At 71.2% G+C, this 16759-nt stretch carries 11 protein-coding genes; 6 read left to right on the top strand and 5 right to left on the bottom strand.

Annotation, left to right across the window (positions count from 1 at the left end):
• Nucleotides 1-18: 18 nt before the first annotated feature.
• The gene (metG, locus tag AB0K00_RS43685) at nucleotides 19-1782 is read left to right on the top strand and encodes a methionine--tRNA ligase (protein ID WP_363534208.1); all 1764 of its coding nucleotides are present in this window, start codon (nucleotides 19-21) and stop codon (nucleotides 1780-1782) included.
• 24 nt (nucleotides 1783-1806) lie between these two features.
• Here metG and AB0K00_RS43680 read toward each other — a convergent pair whose 3' ends face one another.
• Nucleotides 1807-4056, bottom strand: a complete 2250-nt coding sequence (locus AB0K00_RS43680; RefSeq protein WP_363534205.1) for a SpoIIE family protein phosphatase — start codon at nucleotides 4054-4056, stop codon at nucleotides 1807-1809.
• A 769-nt stretch (nucleotides 4057-4825) separates the two neighbouring features.
• Between AB0K00_RS43680 and AB0K00_RS43675 the strand changes: the two genes are divergently transcribed.
• The 3 genes from AB0K00_RS43675 (at nucleotide 4826) to AB0K00_RS43665 (ending at nucleotide 9655) form a co-directional block, all read left to right on the top strand.
• A complete protein-coding gene (locus AB0K00_RS43675; RefSeq protein ID WP_363534202.1) occupies nucleotides 4826-7702 on the top strand; it encodes a LuxR C-terminal-related transcriptional regulator in 2877 nt (958 codons plus the stop codon).
• 154 nt (nucleotides 7703-7856) lie between these two features.
• Complete coding sequence (locus tag AB0K00_RS43670) at nucleotides 7857-8531, top strand: PP2C family protein-serine/threonine phosphatase (protein ID WP_363534199.1); 675 nt, start codon at nucleotides 7857-7859, stop codon at nucleotides 8529-8531.
• Between the two features lie 272 nt (nucleotides 8532-8803).
• Entirely contained in the window at nucleotides 8804-9655 is an 852-nt protein-coding gene (locus AB0K00_RS43665; protein WP_363534196.1) for a hypothetical protein, read from the top strand.
• A 266-nt stretch (nucleotides 9656-9921) separates the two neighbouring features.
• Here AB0K00_RS43665 and AB0K00_RS43660 read toward each other — a convergent pair whose 3' ends face one another.
• Together AB0K00_RS43660 and AB0K00_RS43655 are read right to left on the bottom strand one after the other, a co-directional pair.
• Nucleotides 9922-12474, bottom strand: a complete 2553-nt coding sequence (locus tag AB0K00_RS43660; RefSeq protein WP_363534193.1) for a LuxR C-terminal-related transcriptional regulator — start codon at nucleotides 12472-12474, stop codon at nucleotides 9922-9924.
• Between the two features lie 190 nt (nucleotides 12475-12664).
• Entirely contained in the window at nucleotides 12665-13537 is an 873-nt protein-coding gene (locus AB0K00_RS43655) for a formylglycine-generating enzyme family protein (protein WP_363534335.1), read from the bottom strand.
• Nucleotides 13538-13879: 342 nt separating this feature from the next.
• Here AB0K00_RS43655 and AB0K00_RS43650 point away from each other — a divergent pair, with 342 nt between their 5' ends.
• Nucleotides 13880-14785: a hypothetical protein gene (locus AB0K00_RS43650; protein WP_363534190.1), complete on the top strand. Its 906-nt coding sequence runs from the start codon at nucleotides 13880-13882 to the stop codon at nucleotides 14783-14785.
• 167 nt (nucleotides 14786-14952) lie between these two features.
• Here AB0K00_RS43650 and AB0K00_RS43645 read toward each other — a convergent pair whose 3' ends face one another.
• Nucleotides 14953-15243, bottom strand: a complete 291-nt coding sequence (locus tag AB0K00_RS43645) for a hypothetical protein (RefSeq protein ID WP_363534187.1) — start codon at nucleotides 15241-15243, stop codon at nucleotides 14953-14955.
• A gap of 159 nt (nucleotides 15244-15402) precedes the next feature.
• Here AB0K00_RS43645 and AB0K00_RS43640 point away from each other — a divergent pair, with 159 nt between their 5' ends.
• Entirely contained in the window at nucleotides 15403-15885 is a 483-nt protein-coding gene (locus tag AB0K00_RS43640; protein ID WP_363534184.1) for a DUF1269 domain-containing protein, read from the top strand.
• 75 nt (nucleotides 15886-15960) lie between these two features.
• On the opposite strand, the gene AB0K00_RS43635 is transcribed toward AB0K00_RS43640, so the two are convergent.
• Nucleotides 15961-16602: a hypothetical protein gene (locus AB0K00_RS43635; protein ID WP_363534181.1), complete on the bottom strand. Its 642-nt coding sequence runs from the start codon at nucleotides 16600-16602 to the stop codon at nucleotides 15961-15963.
• Between the last annotated feature and the right edge of the window lie 157 nt (nucleotides 16603-16759).

Below are 16759 nucleotides of genomic sequence, written 5' to 3'. Positions count from 1 at the left end.
TCACTACGCTTGCAGGTCATGAGTCGTGTTCTCGCCGCGGTCGCCTGGCCTTACGCCAACGGGCCGCGCCACATCGGTCACGTGTCCGGCTTCGGAGTGCCTTCCGACGTGTTCAGCCGCTACATGCGGATGGCCGGTCATGACGTGCTGATGGTCTCCGGCACCGATGAGCACGGCACCCCGATCCAGGTCCAGGCCGACGCCGAGGGGGTGACCCCGCGCGAGCTCGTCGACCGGTACAACCGCGTCATCGTCGAGGATCTGCACGGGCTCGGCCTGACGTATGACCTGTTCACCCGCACCACCACCGGCAACCACTACCAGGTCGTCCAGGAGCTCTTCCAGGGCCTGCACGACAACGGGTACATCGTCGCGAAGACCACCCTCGGTGCCCGGTCGCCGTCGACGGGGCGGACGCTGCCGGACCGGTACATCGAGGGCACCTGCCCGATCTGCGGCTACGACAGCGCCCGCGGCGACCAGTGCGACAACTGCGGCAACCAGCTCGACCCGGATCAGCTCATCAACCCGCGGTCGAAGATCAACGGTGAGACGCCGGAGTTCGTGGAGACCGAGCACTTCTTCCTGGACCTGCCCGCGTTCGCGGACCAGCTCAACGCCTGGCTCGACACCCGTGAGGGCTGGCGGCCCAACGTGCTGAAGTTCTCCCGCAACCTCATCGCCGACCTCCAGCCCCGCGCGATCACCCGCGACCTGGAGTGGGGGGTGCCGATCCCGCTCGACGGCTGGCGCGACCGCGACGACAAGCGCATCTACGTGTGGTTCGACGCGGTCATCGGCTACCTGTCGGCGTCGGTCGAGTGGGCGCGCCGCCAGGGCGACCCGGAGGCGTGGCGCAAGTGGTGGCAGGACCCGGACGCCGAGGCGTTCTACTTCATGGGCAAGGACAACATCGTCTTCCACTCGGTGATCTGGCCGTCGATCCTGCTGGGCTACTCGGCGCCGAAGCCGGGCTCGCTGGGCGCGCTCAACCTGCCGACCGAGGTGGTGTCGTCGGAGTACCTGACGATGGAGGGCAAGAAGTTCTCCTCCTCCCGGCGGGTTGTCATCTACGTGCGGGACTTCCTGGAGCGCTACGACGCCGACGCGCTGCGCTACTTCATCGCGGTGGCCGGCCCGGAGGCGACCGACACCGACTTCACCTGGGCGGAGTTCCGCCGCCGCAACAACGACGAGCTGGTCGCCGGCTGGGGCAACCTGGTCAACCGGTCGATCTCGATGGCCGCGAAGAACTTCGGCGAGATCCCGGCCGCCGGTGAGCTGACGGCGGAGGACACCACGCTGCTGGAGGCGGTCCGCGCCGGGTTCGGCTCGGTCGGCGACCTGCTCGCCAAGCACCGGCAGAAGGCCGCGATCTCCGAGGCGATGCGGATCGTCGGCGAGGTGAACAAGTACTTCTCCGACCAGTCGCCGTGGAAGCTCAAGGAGGACAAGGCCCGGATGGGCACCGTGCTGCACGTCGCCCTGCAGGCGGTGCGCGACTGCAACACGCTGCTCACGCCGTTCCTGCCGCACGCGGCGCAGCAGATCCACGAGCTGCTGGGCGGCACCGGCGTGCACGCGCCGATGCCGCAGATCGTCGACGTCGAGGACCTGGACAACGGCCTCACGTATCCGATCCTGACCGGCGACTACACGACCGGCGCGACGTGGACCTCGCAGGAGATCGTCGCGGGCACCGCCCTGGCGACGCCGACGCCGGTGTTCAAGAAGCTCGACGAGTCGATCGTCGAGGAGGAGCTGGCCCGGCTGCAGAGCTGAGCGTCGTGAAGCCCCCGGCGGCCGTCAGACGGCCTGCCGGGGGTGCAGCGGGATCTCCGCCCAGACGATCTTGCCGTCGGCGACCGCGCGGGTGCCCCAGCGGTCCGAGGTGGCGCGCACGATGTGCAGCCCGCGGTGGTGCTCGTCGTCGAAGGTCGGCTCGATCAGGAACGGCAGCCGGTTGTCCTGGTCGAAGACCTCGACCGCGACGTGCGCGGGCAGCAGGTGCAGGCGCACCTCGACGTGGCGGGTGCGGGCGTGGGTCGCCGCGTTGGCGAAGAGCTCCGCGACGACCGCGACCGCGGTCTCGACCCGCTCGCCGGGCACACCCCACCCGGTCAGGGTCTCCTCGACGAAGCGGCGGGCGGCCCGGCTCTGCGCCGCCGACGCCGGGTAGGGCGCCCGGGCGGTGCGCGGCACCTCGGCCGGCGGCTGCCGGACGTAGAGCACCGCGATGTCGTCCTCGTGGTGGGCCGGGTCGACCATCCCGGCGACGAGGTCGTCGATGGCGGCCAGGGTCGGTCGCGGGTGCAGGGCGACGCGCGCCTGGAGGTCGGCGAGCCGGTCCTCGATGTTGCTGTCCCTGCGTTCGACGAGGCCGTCGGTGTACAGCAGCAGCGCCTCACCGGGCGGCACGACGACGACCTGCTCGGTGTACGGGAAGTCGACGATGCCCAGCGGCGGCCCGACCGGCCCGGTCAGCAGCCGCGACGGCTGGCCCCCGAGCACCCCGATGGCCGGCGGGTGACCCGCGTTGGTGTAGGTCAGCGTGCCGTGCACCAGGTCGTAGACGGCATACAGGCAGGTCGCCATCTGCGTGTCGAGGTCGGCCGCGAGCAGCGTGTTCAGCTGCCGCATCAGCGAACCCGGGGCGAGGTCCAGCGACGCGTAGGAGCGGATCGCGGTCCGCAGCTGCCCCATGACGGCGGCGGCGCGGATGCCCTTGCCCATGACGTCGCCGACGACGAGGGCGACCCGGCCCGCGGACAGCGGCACGAGGTCGACCCAGTCGCCGCCGACCTCGATGCCCTTCGCGGCGGGCAGGTACCGCGAGACCACCTCGAGCCCTTCCAGCCGCGGGATCCGGGGCAGGAGGCTGCGCTGCAGCTCGACCGCGGCGTTGCGCTGCCGCAGGTAGGTGCGGGCGTTGTCGAGCGCCACCGCGGCGTGGCCGGCGACGCCGACGGCGAGGCGCTCGTGCCGTCCGGTGAACCTGGCCGGTTGCGGGTGGCCGAAGAAGAAGCCGCCGAGCACCTCGCCGGTGGCGGAGACGACGGGCACGGCCAGGTAGCTCACGACCGGCAGGTGCCCCTCGGGAATGCCGGAATACGGCGCGTTGTGCCCGTAGCGCGGGTCCTTGGTGATGTCGTCGCTGCGCATGTACCCGACGCCGCGGAACGTCGGGTCGAACACCTTCGTGTTGCGCGGCATCGGAAACTTTGCAAACGCCTCTTTCGGCACTCCGGAGAGGGTGTACAGCAGGTAGGACTCGCCGAGTTCGTCGGTGACGTTGTAGAAGAACGAACCGAACGCCGCGCCGGTGAGGCTGGTCGCCAGGTCGGTGGCGCGCTGGACGACCCGGTCCACGTCCAGCTCCGAGGACAGGTCGGTGCCGACGGAGCGCAGCGCCTCGGCGACGCCGGTCTCCTCCCGCAGCCGGGCCTCCCGCTCGCGCAGCTCGTGCTGGCTGCGGCGCAGGCGGCCGGCGGAGGCGGCGAGGTCGGCGACGGCCTGCTCCATGCGGGTCGCCTGCTCCGCCGCGGTCCGCTCCACGGCGACGAGCAGGTCGCCGAGCGCCTGCTCGCGCTCGGCCGGGCCGGCGCCCTGATGCCGCTGCAGGCCGATCCGGAGACTGAGGCTGACCAGCTCGAACAGCTGCGCGGTCTCCTTGTCCAGCCGGACGGTGACGCCGGCGAGGATGCGGTGGCCGGCGCCGCCGACCGCGAGCACGACCCGCACCGGATAGTCGTCGGCCTCGTGGAGGTGGACGACCACCGGCGCCGGAACGGCGACTGGCGGGTCCGGGACCGGCGGGACGAGCGCGGACGGCACAGTGGCCGGCGGATCGCCGACAGTGACGTCCACATCGCCGGCGGTGAGGCGGAGCCAGGCGAAGGCCGGCGGGCCGTCGTGGCCGTCGCGCAGCCGGTCGCGCAGCAGGACCGCGACGGTCCGCAACGCTCCGGCCAGGTCTTCCTCCGTGGTGGCGGCGGTGCGCACGTCGGCTCCGCAGCGCACGATCTCGCTCAGCGAGAGGCTGTTGAGGTCGTACACCGGACCTCCGGTCTTGGAACATTCGCGGACGAACCATCCAAACCGACAACCGAGCGGGGACGCAACGGCAGCGGCCGCCACACCAGTCACAGCGGGCGCCTGGAATGTACCCTATGCCGGTTGACGGCGATTGCAACTTGCAGATTGGCATGTGATTGAGTAATCGACTTGCCACCTAAGAGGAGTGTTGCTGATGACACGGTTGTAATTATCAGCAACAGAACCGCCCTTGGCGCGTTCGTGTTGAGTAACGCTCGAACATGATCTGAGTATCTCGCGCGCCGACACGCCGGGGCCCTAAGCGGGACGATCTTCACAGGCGTGCAGCACGGGTTCGCCACGGGTCGAAACGGGCCATTCCGCACACGTCCGCGCAGCCCTCCGGAAGCCCTCAGACGCCGGGTTCACGCTGTGTAGCCACAAGACGCGCAGTAACAACTGACACCGACAGCATAACCGGACAAAATACGTAGATAGGTCCACGTACCGCGTACACCGTGTACGGCAAGCCAGCGATATCAATCGACGCATGTCTAGATGTAGAGCGCTCAACCGTGCGATATTCGTCAATGTTTGTAGCTATGCAATCGACGCGCGCAAATGTCAGGCTCCCCTCGGGACGGTCCGGAGATCTATGGTGGTCGGCGTCAGTTGTCCGACCATTACCACCCCAAGGAAGGGCCGACCGGCACGTCGGAAAACCGCGTCTTCGGGAGTGACGGTGCACACGAGCCATCACGGCGTTCCACGCGAGAGCACTCTTGACAAATTGGCGCACAACGACGCCGCAGAACGCTTCCGCGGCTGGAACGCGCCGAACCGCCCGATCGAGGCGACGGTGGTCCCGCGGCGTGGTGACACGCCTGAGCTGCCGACCGTACACCTTGCGCGGCAGCGGCTCATGGAGCAGCTCGACGCGGCCGTCTCGCACCCGGTGACCCTGCTCTGCGCGCCGACCGGCTGGGGCAAGACCGCCCTGGTCGCCTCCTGGATCCACGCCGGCCGTGCCCCTGGCCGCGCCGCCTACGTGCGGTTCGAGGTCAACTGCGGCGCCACCGCCTGGCGGCAGCTGACGAACGCCTTCGCCACCGCCGGCATCGCCGTCGACCCGGCCACCTACGCGTGGAGCAACGCCCACCACCACGAACGCGCCGTCGTCGTCCTCGACGACCTGCACCACGTCACCAACCACACCGTGCTGCGGCGGCTCGAACGGCTCATCACCCGCCTCGGCGACCGGATCAGCTTCCTCATCCTCGCGCGGACCGAGCCGCCGCTGTCGCTGTACCGGTGGCGGGTCCGCGGCCAGCTCAACGAGCTGCGCACCGACCATCTGGCCCTCACCCAGGACGAGGTCGCCGGCCTCGCCGACGGCTACGGGGTGCGCCTGGCCCAGCACGTCCGCTACGCCCTCTGGCACGTGACCGAGGGCTGGCCGGCGGCGGTCGCGGTGATCCTGTCGGCGATGGTCGGCCGGCACGAGCCGGAGCGGATGGTCACCGACATCATCCTCGGCGAGGCCGGGCTCAACGAGGAGGTCGGGCTCAGCGAATACGTCCGGCGGGAGATCCTGCAGCACCTCGACCCTGAGATACGCGAGGTCATGCTGCGCACCTCCATCCTGGAGACGGTGTGTCCCGGCCTGGTCGAGGCGCTCACCGGCAGCCGCGCCGGCGCCCGGCTGCTGGCCCAGATGAGCCGCGCGAACGCCCTCGCCAACTTCTACGGCGGCTCGCACTCCTGGTACCGCTACCGCAGGCTGCTGCGGGCGATGCTGCGCGCCGAACTGCGCAGCACGCTGCCGTTCGCCGAGGAGCGGGCGCTGCACCGGGCCGCGGCCGGCTGGTATGCGGCCAACGGCCTGCCCAGCGACGCCCTGACGCACGCCATCGCGGGCAGCGACTGGGTCTCCGCCGAGCGATTATTCGTCCAGTACTGGCCCGAGCTGGCCGGATCCGGTCCGCGGGCGATGACGGCGCGGGACGGGACGCAGCCGCCGCCGGACATCGCCGATCGGCCCCTGCTCGCCTTCGCCCTCGCCCTGTACTGCCGCGACACCGGCGACCTGGTCGGCATGTCCGCCTTCATCAGGCTCGGCGAGCGCGGCATGGGCGAGGCACCCACGGCGGTGCAGGCCGAGGTCCTCGCGGCGATGCGGCTCGCGGAGGCCGCTGCGGCGGAGAACCCGGAGCGGGCCGGCGAGGCCGCAGCGCGGCTCCTGGAGCGCACCGAGGACGCCGCCGGCGAGCACGTCTACGCGGACTTCACCGACGCGGCCCGCGCCGTCGCGCACCTGACCTTCGCCGGCGCCGCGGTGGCCGGTGGCCGGCTCGACGAGGCCGACGCCGCGCTGGAACGCGGCGGCGACCTGGCCCGCAAGTCCGGGTTCAACCTGCTCACCGTGCAGGCCAACCGCCTGCAGGCGCTCGCGCACCTCAGCCGCGGGCGGCTGTCGGCGGCGGCGGCGTGCGCCCGCCGGGTCCTGGACAGCTGCCGCGACGCGGGGATCGCCGAGTCGCGCAACATCAGCTACGCCCGGCTGGTGCTGGCCACGGTCTGCCGGGAGCGCGGCCAGCTCGACGAGGCCCGCTTCCACATCGAGGAGAGCGTCAGCGCCAACGCCGTGCCCGACCCCAACGGGTGGGTCAGCGGGGCGATCGCGCTCGCGCTGCTGCTCTTCGACCGCGGCGACCACACCGGCGCCCTGGAGGCGCTCGAGCCGCTGCTGGACAGCCGGGTCGGCTCGATGCCCCGCTACGCGGACGTCACCGCCCGGGCGCTGCACGCCGAGCTGTGCCTGCACGAGGGCCGGATGGACCGGGCGCACACGGTCATCGCCGAGGCGGTGCGGTGCTGGCCCGGCTCCGAAGAGCCGCTGCTGGCCCTCGGCCGCCTGCACCTGGCCGACGGCCGCCCGGCCGCCGCCGTGCAGCTGGCCGACCGGGTCCTGGACAACAAGCCCGGATCGCTGGTCACCGCGGTCTCGGCCACCGTCCTGCTGGCGCAGGCGCTGCGGCAGCTCGGCGACGTCGGCGCCGCGTCGGAGCAGCTCGACCAGGCGCTGCGGATGGCCGGGCCGGAGGGCATCCGCCGGCCGTTCCAGGGGCACGCCACCTGGATCTCGGAGGTGCTCGCGGCACCGCCGGTGCTGGCCGTCTCTCGCCCGCGTGAGGCCGTCACCCGCCCACGTGAGCTGGAACGCGACGACCGGTACGGCATGGCCGACACCCGCGCGCAGCCGCTCGCGACGCAGCCTTCCGTGCCACAGCCCTCCGCGACGCAGCCTCCCGCGGTGCCGCCCACCGGTGCGCTGCCCGCCGGCCCGCCGGTGCCTGACGTGCCGCCGGCCACCGGGGCGTCCCCGGCCGGTGCACCCCCGCCGGCTGCGGCGGCTCTCGGCGGGGGTGCGGACAGCCTCGCGGCGTGGACCGCGCCGGCCGGCGCCACCATGACCGACCCACTCACCGAGAAGGAGTCGCAGGTGCTGCTGTACCTGCGCAGCATGCTGTCGATCGCCGAGATCGCCGCCGTGCTCAGCGTGTCGACCAACACCGTGAAGACCCACGTGCGGCACGTGTACCGCAAGCTCGGCGTCAGCCGGCGGCGCGACGCGGTGCGCCGCGCCAGGGAGCTCAGCCTGCTCTGAGACCCACGTCGAAGCCCTCACCCGGTGGTGTGGTGCGGGCACCGCCGCCAACCACCCTTTCCGGGCGAGCCACCCACCCGGCCGTGAGGGCCACGATATGGGCGGTTGCCGGTGCTCCGGCCGGCGACCGCCGAAGGCTCAGGGGTGTGACGTGGTGACGACGGATGTTGCGGTCAACGGTGTCCGGGTCGGTGTGCGGTACGCGGTCGCCGACACGATCGCCGGCGTCGGGGGTGACTGGTTCCTCGGAATCGCCCTGCCGGGCGGCGACGTGATGCTCGCCGTCGGCGACGTCATGGGCCACGGCCCCGACGCGGCCGGCACGATGCTCCAACTCCGGGCGTCGATGACGGCCCTCGCACTCGCCGGTGACGAACCCGGCACGATCCTCGCCGCCCTCAACCGGATGCTGTGCCGGCGCCGCACGACGATGCTCGCGACCGCGGTCTGCGGCCGCTTCCGCCCCGCCGACCGGATGCTCGTCTGGGCCCGCGCCGGCCACCTGCCGATCCTGCGCGCCAACGCCGACGGCGTCGGACCGCTGCGCCAGCCGCCCGGCATGGCGCTCGGCGTCGAGCTCGGCGCCGCGTACCCGCACGCCGCCGTGCGGATCGAACCCGGCGAGCTGCTCTTCATGTACACCGACGGCGTCGTCGAACGCCGTGACCAGGCCATCGACCAGGGCGTGCAGGGACTCGTCGACGACGTGCGGGCCGCGATGTGCGCCTCCGCGCCGGACGAGCGGATGGACCGTGCGCTGGACGGTGCCCGGCGCGGCAACCCCGACGACGACGCCTGCCTGTTGGCCGCCGAGCCGGTGGCCAGATGACCCGGAACCTCACCCATCGAGGGTGATCCCTGATCACCCGCCTCCCTCCAATCATGTTCCCAGGCACGACGTGGACGTTTCGGGCGCGCGGGCGGCGCGTCCGGAACGGCCATCCGGGCCTGTTCCGGGGGGAACAGATAACAACGGGGGAGATAGGCCGTGCCGGTCCTGGTTTCGACCGGGGCCGGCACGGCCCGCACGTATTTCCTGCCACTTTCCCCCAGGTGAAACCGATTCAGCAGACGGCAGAGGCAGTAGGGAGAGTACGGCGGATGGACAGCGGTGGCGGTGTGGTGAAGGAATGGACCACGTTCGGAACGACGATGCTCGCGCTCGTCGGCACGTTGAACGTCTCGCAAGGACTGCTGGTGGGATTCGCCAGCGGTGGGATCGGCTTCGACAGGAATGACGTCGCATTCACCAGCGCCACCACCTGGGCGACCGCGACGGTGACGCTCGGCGTGCTGCTCGGCGTCACCGGGATCGCGCTGCGCGCGCGTAAGGGCAGCGCCCGGACCGCCGCGGTCAGCGTCGTCGCCCTGCACGCGATCTCGCAGCTCGCCATGCTCCGGGCCTACCCGGCGTGGTCGCTGCTCATGATCACCCTCGACGTGATCATCCTGTTCGTCCTCACGGTGCCGAAGGGTCGCAGGTCCGATCCCGACGCCGAGCCGGAGGAGATGCCGATCGCGTCGGTCACGAAGCTCGCGCTGCGGCGCAACAGCCGCTCCGACCGGTACCGGGGCCGCCACAAGGCCGGCCGCCCGATCGTGCGGCACGAGGACGTGATCCTGGTGGACATCGTCGAGGAGCTCGAGCCCTCGGGCGGCACGGACCTGGACGCGGGTATGGACCCGGACGTGGACGTCATCGACTTCGACTCGCCCACCTCCTGGGTCCGCGCGGTCGGGCACGCCACCGTCCCGATGGTGCTGGCGGAGCCGGTCGAGGAGTCGCTGGTGCCTTACCAGCGCGCCTCCCTCGACCCGCTCATGGACCCGCTGCCGGTGCTGATCGCCGCGCAGGCCGACACCGCAATCATCGAGGGCGTGATGGTCGAGGACGACGAGGAGATCGTCGAGGAGCTCGTCGCCATCGGCGCCCGCCCGTACGTCAACAAGTAGCTCGAACAGCCCCACCGCTGACAGCGGCGCCCACAACGATGTGGGCGCCGCTGTTGTCTGTCCGCTGTCTTGTCCGCTGTCTGTCCGCGCAGCGTTCGGCACGGGGGCGCTGCGGGCTCTCTCACCGGCGTCACCGGCTCACCGACGTCACCGGCTCACCCGGCTCACCGGCGAAGGCGCTCAAGACGCAAGACGCAAGGCAGGCGCACGACAGAAGGGCGGCCCCCGGTTTCCCGGGAGCCGCCCTTTCTGTCTGCGCGAACTGGCTACAGCAGGTTCAGTTCGCGGGCCCGTTCGATCACCTCTCGCCGCCGGCCGACCCCCAGCTTGCGGTAGATGTTCTTCATGTGCGTCTTCACCGTGTTGACGGACACGTAGAGCATCGAGGCGATCTCGCCCGCGGACAAGGTGCCCTGCAGGTAGCGCAGGACGGCCAGTTCGCGTTCGGTGAGCGGTTCGGCCAGTTCGCCCGCCACCGCCGCCGGGCGGCCGAAGCCGTTGAGCTCGGTGGCGATGTCCTCGGCGACGCCGCGGTAACCGCTGCCCGCCGGCAGGTAGGTCACCAGCAGCTCCCGGACCGGCTGGCCGCCGGCCACGAACGGCCAGCGGATGCCCTCGTCCTCGGCGCAGCGCAGCGCCTGTTCGAGGGCCCGGCCGGCCTTGGAGCGGTCGCCGAGGGCACGCAGCGCACGGGCGCAGGTGAGGTTGGCGTCGACCGTCCACACCAGCGAACCGGTGGTGTACTCCAGGAACGGCTGGACCGCGCCGAGCGCCGCCGCCGGGCGTCGCTCGGCGAGGTGCGCCTTCGCGCGCACCACACCCAGCCACGGCGCCAGGAGGTCCACGACCTCCAGGTTGAGCAGCCGCTTGGCCGCCTCCACGTCGCCGGCGGCGAGCCGCAGCTCGGCCTCGGCGAGCGTGACGCAGTGCTGCAGCCGCGCGGTGTACCGCCAGTCCGCGAGCTGCCGACGGATCGCGGCGAGCTCGGTACAGGCGGCCCTGGCGTCGCCGGCGGCGGCCCGGATGTGCGCCCGGGACATCGTCGCCACCGCCACCAGGCCCGGGTCGGCGAGTCCGCCGCCGTCCAGGGCACGGTCCAGGTAGTGCTCGGCCGCGCGTACCCGGGCCTGCAGGTAGCAGACCTCGGCGACGGTGAGCTGGGCCCAGACCACGTCACTGCCCTGGGTCTGTCCCTCGCGGTCGGCGAGGGCCAGGGCCTCCTTGCCGTAGCGCATCGCCGCGGACAACCGGCCGCGGGTCGCGTTGAGCTGCGCGAGTTGCCGCAGCGCGGCGAGCTGGGACTGGACGCCGCCGCAGCGGCGGGCCAGGTTCAGCGCCTCCGTCAGGGCGAGCTCCGCGGCCGCCAGGTCACCCTGCAGCAGCCGGGCACCGCCGACGGCGACGAGCGCGAGCGCTCGCATCCGGGCGGTGTCCTGGTCGTCGAGGCCCATGTCGTCGCGCAGCAGCAGCGGTGCCGTGGCCAGGATCAGCTCGGGCTTGCCGGACTGGTGCGCCTCGGCCATGCGGAAACTGTCGACGATCGGCCGCAGCGCCACCCGGGCCGACTCGACCAGCGTGTGCTGGGAGCGGTCGACCAGGTGCAGGAACGTCTCCGTGCCCTGCGGGTCGCTGGCGTCGAGCCGCTCCGCCGCAAACGCCAGGGCGAGCCGCGGATCGTTGCGGACCTCCTGGGGCGGCGGCGGGACGAGCTCCTTGATGGTGCGCAGCCGCGCCCCCGGCACCAGCTCCTGCCAGCTCGTCGCCAGCAGGTCCGAGGCCTGGCCCCAGTTGCGGGCGGCGAGCGCGTGCCGCAGCGCGTCGGCCGGCAGGTCGTGCGCGGCGAACCAGTCCGCGGCCCGCCGGTGCAGCTGGCGGACCTGTTCCGGCCGGCGGTGGCGCAGTTCGTCGTAGAGCATCAGCCCGAACAGCGGATGGCACCGGTACATGCCGGCGTTGCCGCTGCCCTGCACGACGAACAGGTTCGAATGTTCCAGCTGCGCCAGGATGCGCGCGCCGTCGACCCGCCCGGTCAGCGCCTCCACGAGCTCGGCGCTGACCTGGTCGAGCACCGAGGTGCACAGGACGACCTCGCGGATGTCCTCCGGCAGGGTGTCGAAGACCTCGCCGACCAGGTACTCCCCCAGCGCCCGGTCCTGCAACGCGAAGCGCGGCACCAGGCTGTCGGGCTCCGGGTGTCCCTGCACGGCAAGGGCGGCGAGTCGCAGTCCCGCCGCCCAGCCACGCATCACCGCGTGCAACTCCACCAGCGCCGACTCGGCGAGCCGGACCCCGTGCGCGTTGAGCATCTGCGCGGTCTCGTCGAGCGTGAATCCCAGCGTCCCGTTGCGCAGCTCGGCGAGCGCGCCGCGGATGCGGAACCGGTACAGGGTGAGCGCCGGGTCGGTCCGGCAGGCGATGACGAGACGCAGGCGGTCACCCGCTTGGGAAAGCAGCGTCTCGAGCTCACCCCACACCCGCGGGACGGACAGTTCCTGCAGGTCGTCCAGGATCACGACGACCGGTGGGCCCGGCCGGCGCAACAGCACGATCAGTTCGTCGAGTGCCTCGCCACCGTCGGCGGGTGCCGCGGTGACCTGGTGCTCCGCAGTTGCCGCTGCGACCGCACCGAGCACGTGTTCCCAAAAGCGTGGGCCGTGGTGCGCCTCGACCGTCAACCACGCCAGCGGCCAGGGCACCCTCCCGGCCGCGACCCACTCTGCCAGCAGAGTGGTCTTGCCCCACCCCGCCGGAGCGGAGATCAATGTCAAAGGCCCCGCCACCGCCCGATCCAACGCGTCCAGAAGACGCGGTCGTGGCACGTGATAGCGGGGCGGCTCAGGCACTGCGAAGTGCAGCGCGGGACGGGTGATGGTGTCAACAAGCGTCTTCTGCCCCAACGTATTTCGCCCCCTCCCACCCACCGCAGCACGGCGGATGACCACGGGATTGTGGGGCGATTAAAGGTGAGGACGCCTCACCCGTAGGGGGTGAACAAATGACGCTGCGTGCTCACCCGAGCCGGCGCACGCAGCGGAACCCGACGTGACAGCTGCCGTTGTCGACCGCTTCCGGCTGCCGGGCGGCGGGCCGGAACCGGTGGTCATAGCCGGTGGAGCACAGGTAGGAACCACCCTTGACGACCCGGCTGGCATAGACGGCCGCCCCTGCCGGAGTGTCGACGCGGGGGTTGTCCGCGACCTCACCCTGCGGTTGGAGAGGATCGTCACCCAGATCGAAGCGGGCGTTGCCGGACCGGTAGTAGTCCGACGTCCACTCCCACACGTTGCCGACCACGTCGAAGAGTCCGTATGCGTTGGCGGCGAACGCACCGACCGGGCTGGTGCCGTGCCCGCCGTCGCTGCGGTCGAGCCAGGGGAAGATGCCTTGCCAAATGTTGGCACGTCCCGGCTCGGGGTCGTCACCCCATGGGTACACCGCCTGCTCGAGCCCGCCACGAGCGGCGAACTCCCACTCCGCCTCGGTGGGCAGGTCCTTGCCGGCCCATCGGGCGTACGCGGCGGCGTCCTCGTAGGCGACGTGCACCACCGGGTGCGCGGACCTGCCGCGGATCGAGGAGTCCGGGCCCCACGGATGTCGCCAGGCAGCTCCGGGGCGGAACTCCCACCAGACCCGCCAGTCGCGCAGCGGCACCGGACCGGGCGGCTGCACGAACACCATCGAGCCAGGCATGCCGCCCGGCTCGGGTTGTCGCTCCGCTACGGTCTCGTAGCCGGTCTCCTGCGCGAACAGGGCGAATTCGGCGTTCGTCACGGGATGCGAGTCGATCCAGAAGCCGTCGACGGTGACCTTGCGCACCGGCGCCTCTTCCGGATAGAAGCCATCCGCACCCATGGCGAAGGTGCCACCAGGTATCCAGGCCATCTCCACGACCGCATTGTGCTGGCGCCGCCGGGTGAGAAGTCCTCACCCGGTGCGGGTGACGGCCAGTTCGTCGATGGATTGATCGATGAACGGGCACCCCAACTCACACATCCAGGGTGATGCCCGGTCATCCGGATCCACGGCAACGTTCGGTTCCAAAAGCACCGGTTCGCAATTTCCGCAAGGGAGGGAGGTCGCCACACGAGCTTCGCCGGATCCGGCCGCGGCGCCTCCTCTCTTGTCCGCCGCGGCCGGACGACGAACCTGCTCCCCTGGGTCTGACCTGCCAACCCTGCCCTCCTGCCGGTGTCCCGCTCGTGCAGAGGAAGGAACACAGAGGTCATGACCAAGAGCAGAACCGTGTGGTTCGGCTGGGTCACCTTCGCGGCCGTCATGCTCGTCGTGCTCGGGCTCCTCAACGTGCTCGAAGGGCTCGTCGCGCTGCTGCAGAACCAGGTGGCGTTCATCGACGGCGACAGTCTCGTCGTCGTCAACCTGACCGGCTGGGGCATCCTCATGCTGGCCTTCGGCGCCCTCTTGCTGGCCGCCGGGATCGGGCTGCTGGCCCGCAACACCGTCGCCCGGGTGGCGGCGATCGTCATCGTGGCGCTGCACATGCTGATCCAGGTCGGCTCGCTCGGCGCGTACCCGGTGTGGTCGCTGCTGATGATCACGCTCAGCGTGGTGGTCCTGTTCGCGCTCACGGTGCACTGGAGCGACTCGCTGGAGCCCGCCGCGGCCACGGCGGCGATGACGGCGGCGGGAGCGCCGCCGGGCGTCCACCGTGCCGACCGCGAGCAGCCCCGCGAGTTCCAGCCCGAATACCAGCCCGAGTACCAGCCCGACTATCAGGGCCAGGGCGCCGGCATCCCGATGAACTCGCCGACCTCGCCGAGCCACCCGTCGGCCCGCCCGTCCGGCGCGCCCACCTACAGCTCCGGGCCGCCGTCGAGTCCGACGTCCGGGACGAACGTCGGGCCGTACCCGCCGGTCGGGCCCTACCAGTCGGGGCGGCCGGGTGCGACGGCCAGGCCGAACGAGGGTGCCCACCCGGGCGAGCCGGCCCGTCCCGGCGAGACCGCCCGTCCCGGCGAGACCGCACGGCACGGCGGCGACGCGGGTCAGGGCGAGTTCCCCCGCTACGGCGACATGGGCGAGGCGACCGGCCGGCACGCCGACACGGGCCGCTGGTCCGATCCTCCACGCGGCGCGCACGCCGCTCCGACCTCGGACTACGGCGTGATCTGAACCCGAGGGGTTCCACATAACACGGGATAAACACGGGTTCCGCACGCAACACAGGAGAAGGTGGCTGCCCCCGTGGCAGCCACCTTCTTCATGCTTCGTGCGGACACGCTTGAGGCGCCGACGCGGGCCTGGGAGCGCGTCGGCGCCTCTCGCGCCGTCCTTCGGTGTCAGACGCCTGTGGTGACTTGCGATGGGTGGGCGGCCTCCTCCGGATCAGCCGCCCACCCATCGGCTCCCGCCGCCCTCGCTGAAGAGCGTCCGGTGCGCAGGATGCGGGCCGTGTCCACCGCTCCTCCTGCCCCGTTGAGTACCCCCTGCTCAACGGTGTTCACCTGGCGCTCCAGCTGGGTCGTCACGTCGGGGACCACCGACGACGTGACGCCCGCGGCTGGCGGGAACGGGCGGACCATCGCGGATGGTGCAGCAGTCACCATCAGGGCCGCCCGCAGTTCGTTCATGGCAGGAATCCTGCTGGCTGTCAGAGTGATGCGTCCTCACCCCGGCGGGGTGATCGGCCAGCGGGCACATCGTCACTCCGCACAGGTGGGGCGGCACGTCGTCCGGCGCCGCGACGCTCGATCTACATGTCGACCCACGTCACGGAATGGAGCACGGCGATGGCCACGTTGACCGTCTGGAAGTTCGAAACGCCGGAAGGCGCCGAGAGGGCCGCTGAGAAGCTCCAGCAGCTGTCGAAGGAAGGCCTGGTGAGGATCGAGGACGCCGCAACGGTCTCGTGGGAGGCGGACTCCAGCAAGCCCAAGACCCGGCAGTTGCACAACCTCACCGCGCGCGGTGCGCTCGGCGGCATGTTCTGGGGCATGCTGTTCGGCCTGATCTTCCTGATCCCACTGTTCGGTCTCGCTGTCGGCGCGGCGGCCGGCGCGATCGCCGGTTCGCTCACCGACGTCGGCATCGACGACGACTTCATCAAGCGGACCCGCGAGGAGATCCAGCCCGGCACGTCGGCGCTGTTCCTGCTCACCACCGACGTGGTGGTGGACCGGGTCCGCGACGCGTTCGCCGGCGAGCGGCCGAAGCTGCTGCACACCAACCTGTCCAAGGAGCAGGAAGAGCACCTGCACGAGGTCTTCGCCTGACCGGCAGGTTCCGGAAAGGGCGGTGGCCCGGGTGCAAAAAGGTCAACCGGCCCCCGGCCGGGGGCGTACGGTGGGTTAAGCCATTGGGGCGTTGGGCACAAACAACACCCCCGTCGCCACCACCGCCGGGACCATGGGGGGGTGGGCGGACAGCGCGTCCAGGAGCCTCCGGGCGGTCTGTAGGCCCTCGGTGCCGATGGAACGGGTCGTTGCGAGGAGGTTCTCCGCCGCCTCGCGCTGCCGCTGCCGGCGGGTGTCCCACTGCACGCGGCGGGACTGCTCGGCGCGGGCCTCTTCGGAGCGGCGCTGTGCCAGTGCGGTCTGGAAGTCGCGGATCGCGTCCTCGGCGTGCTTGCGGGCATCGGCGAGCATCGCCTCCGCCGCGATCCGGGCGCCGTCCAGCTCTTCGGCGGCCTGCTTGCGCAGCGCGTCCGCCTCCTGCTCCGCCAGCTCGATCATCTGCTGGATCCGGCCACCGACGGCCTTGGAGCTCTCGTCGCCGCACGTACACTGGCGCAGTTCGGTGTTGAGCCGTTCGACTTTGCCTGCGAGCTGCTGCTCGCGGTAGCGCGCCGAGGCGAGCTCCGTCTCCACCGTGGTCAGCCGCATCTGCAAGGTGGCGACGTAGCGGTCGACCTGGGCACGGTGGTAGCCCCTGAGGCTCAACTCGAACCCGTTCTCGCCGCGGAGTTCGATCTCGCCGACAAGCGCGCTCATCCTGGGCTCATCCCCTCCCCCGCCCGTCGAAGCGACGGGCGATAGCGGGAACGCTGCCGACCACTGTGGTGACCGCGCGTCATCCGTTCCGGGTGAGCCTCCTGCGCCTGGCGTGCCGGTGCAGCGACGTCGATGGAACCGTTGCTACGCAAGGCAA

The organism is Dactylosporangium sp. NPDC049525 (assembly GCF_040676755.1).
In the GTDB taxonomy this organism is placed as follows: Bacteria; Actinomycetota; Actinomycetes; order Mycobacteriales; family Micromonosporaceae; genus Dactylosporangium.
This window is presented reverse-complemented; position numbering and strand designations above follow the sequence as displayed.

Bases quoted from the DNA above. Each gene is read 5' to 3' on its own strand.
- metG (WP_363534208.1), top strand. From the start codon at position 19: ATGAGTCGTGTTCTCGCCGCGGTCGCCTGGCCTTACGCCAACGGGCCG.
- AB0K00_RS43665 (WP_363534196.1), top strand. From the start codon at position 8,804: ATGGACAGCGGTGGCGGTGTGGTGAAGGAATGGACCACGTTCGGAACG.
- AB0K00_RS43655 (WP_363534335.1), bottom strand. From the start codon at position 13,537: ATGGCCTGGATACCTGGTGGCACCTTCGCCATGGGTGCGGATGGCTTC.
- AB0K00_RS43650 (WP_363534190.1), top strand. From the start codon at position 13,880: ATGACCAAGAGCAGAACCGTGTGGTTCGGCTGGGTCACCTTCGCGGCC.
- AB0K00_RS43645 (WP_363534187.1), bottom strand. From the start codon at position 15,243: ATGAACGAACTGCGGGCGGCCCTGATGGTGACTGCTGCACCATCCGCG.
- AB0K00_RS43640 (WP_363534184.1), top strand. From the start codon at position 15,403: ATGGCCACGTTGACCGTCTGGAAGTTCGAAACGCCGGAAGGCGCCGAG.
- AB0K00_RS43635 (WP_363534181.1), bottom strand. From the start codon at position 16,602: ATGAGCGCGCTTGTCGGCGAGATCGAACTCCGCGGCGAGAACGGGTTC.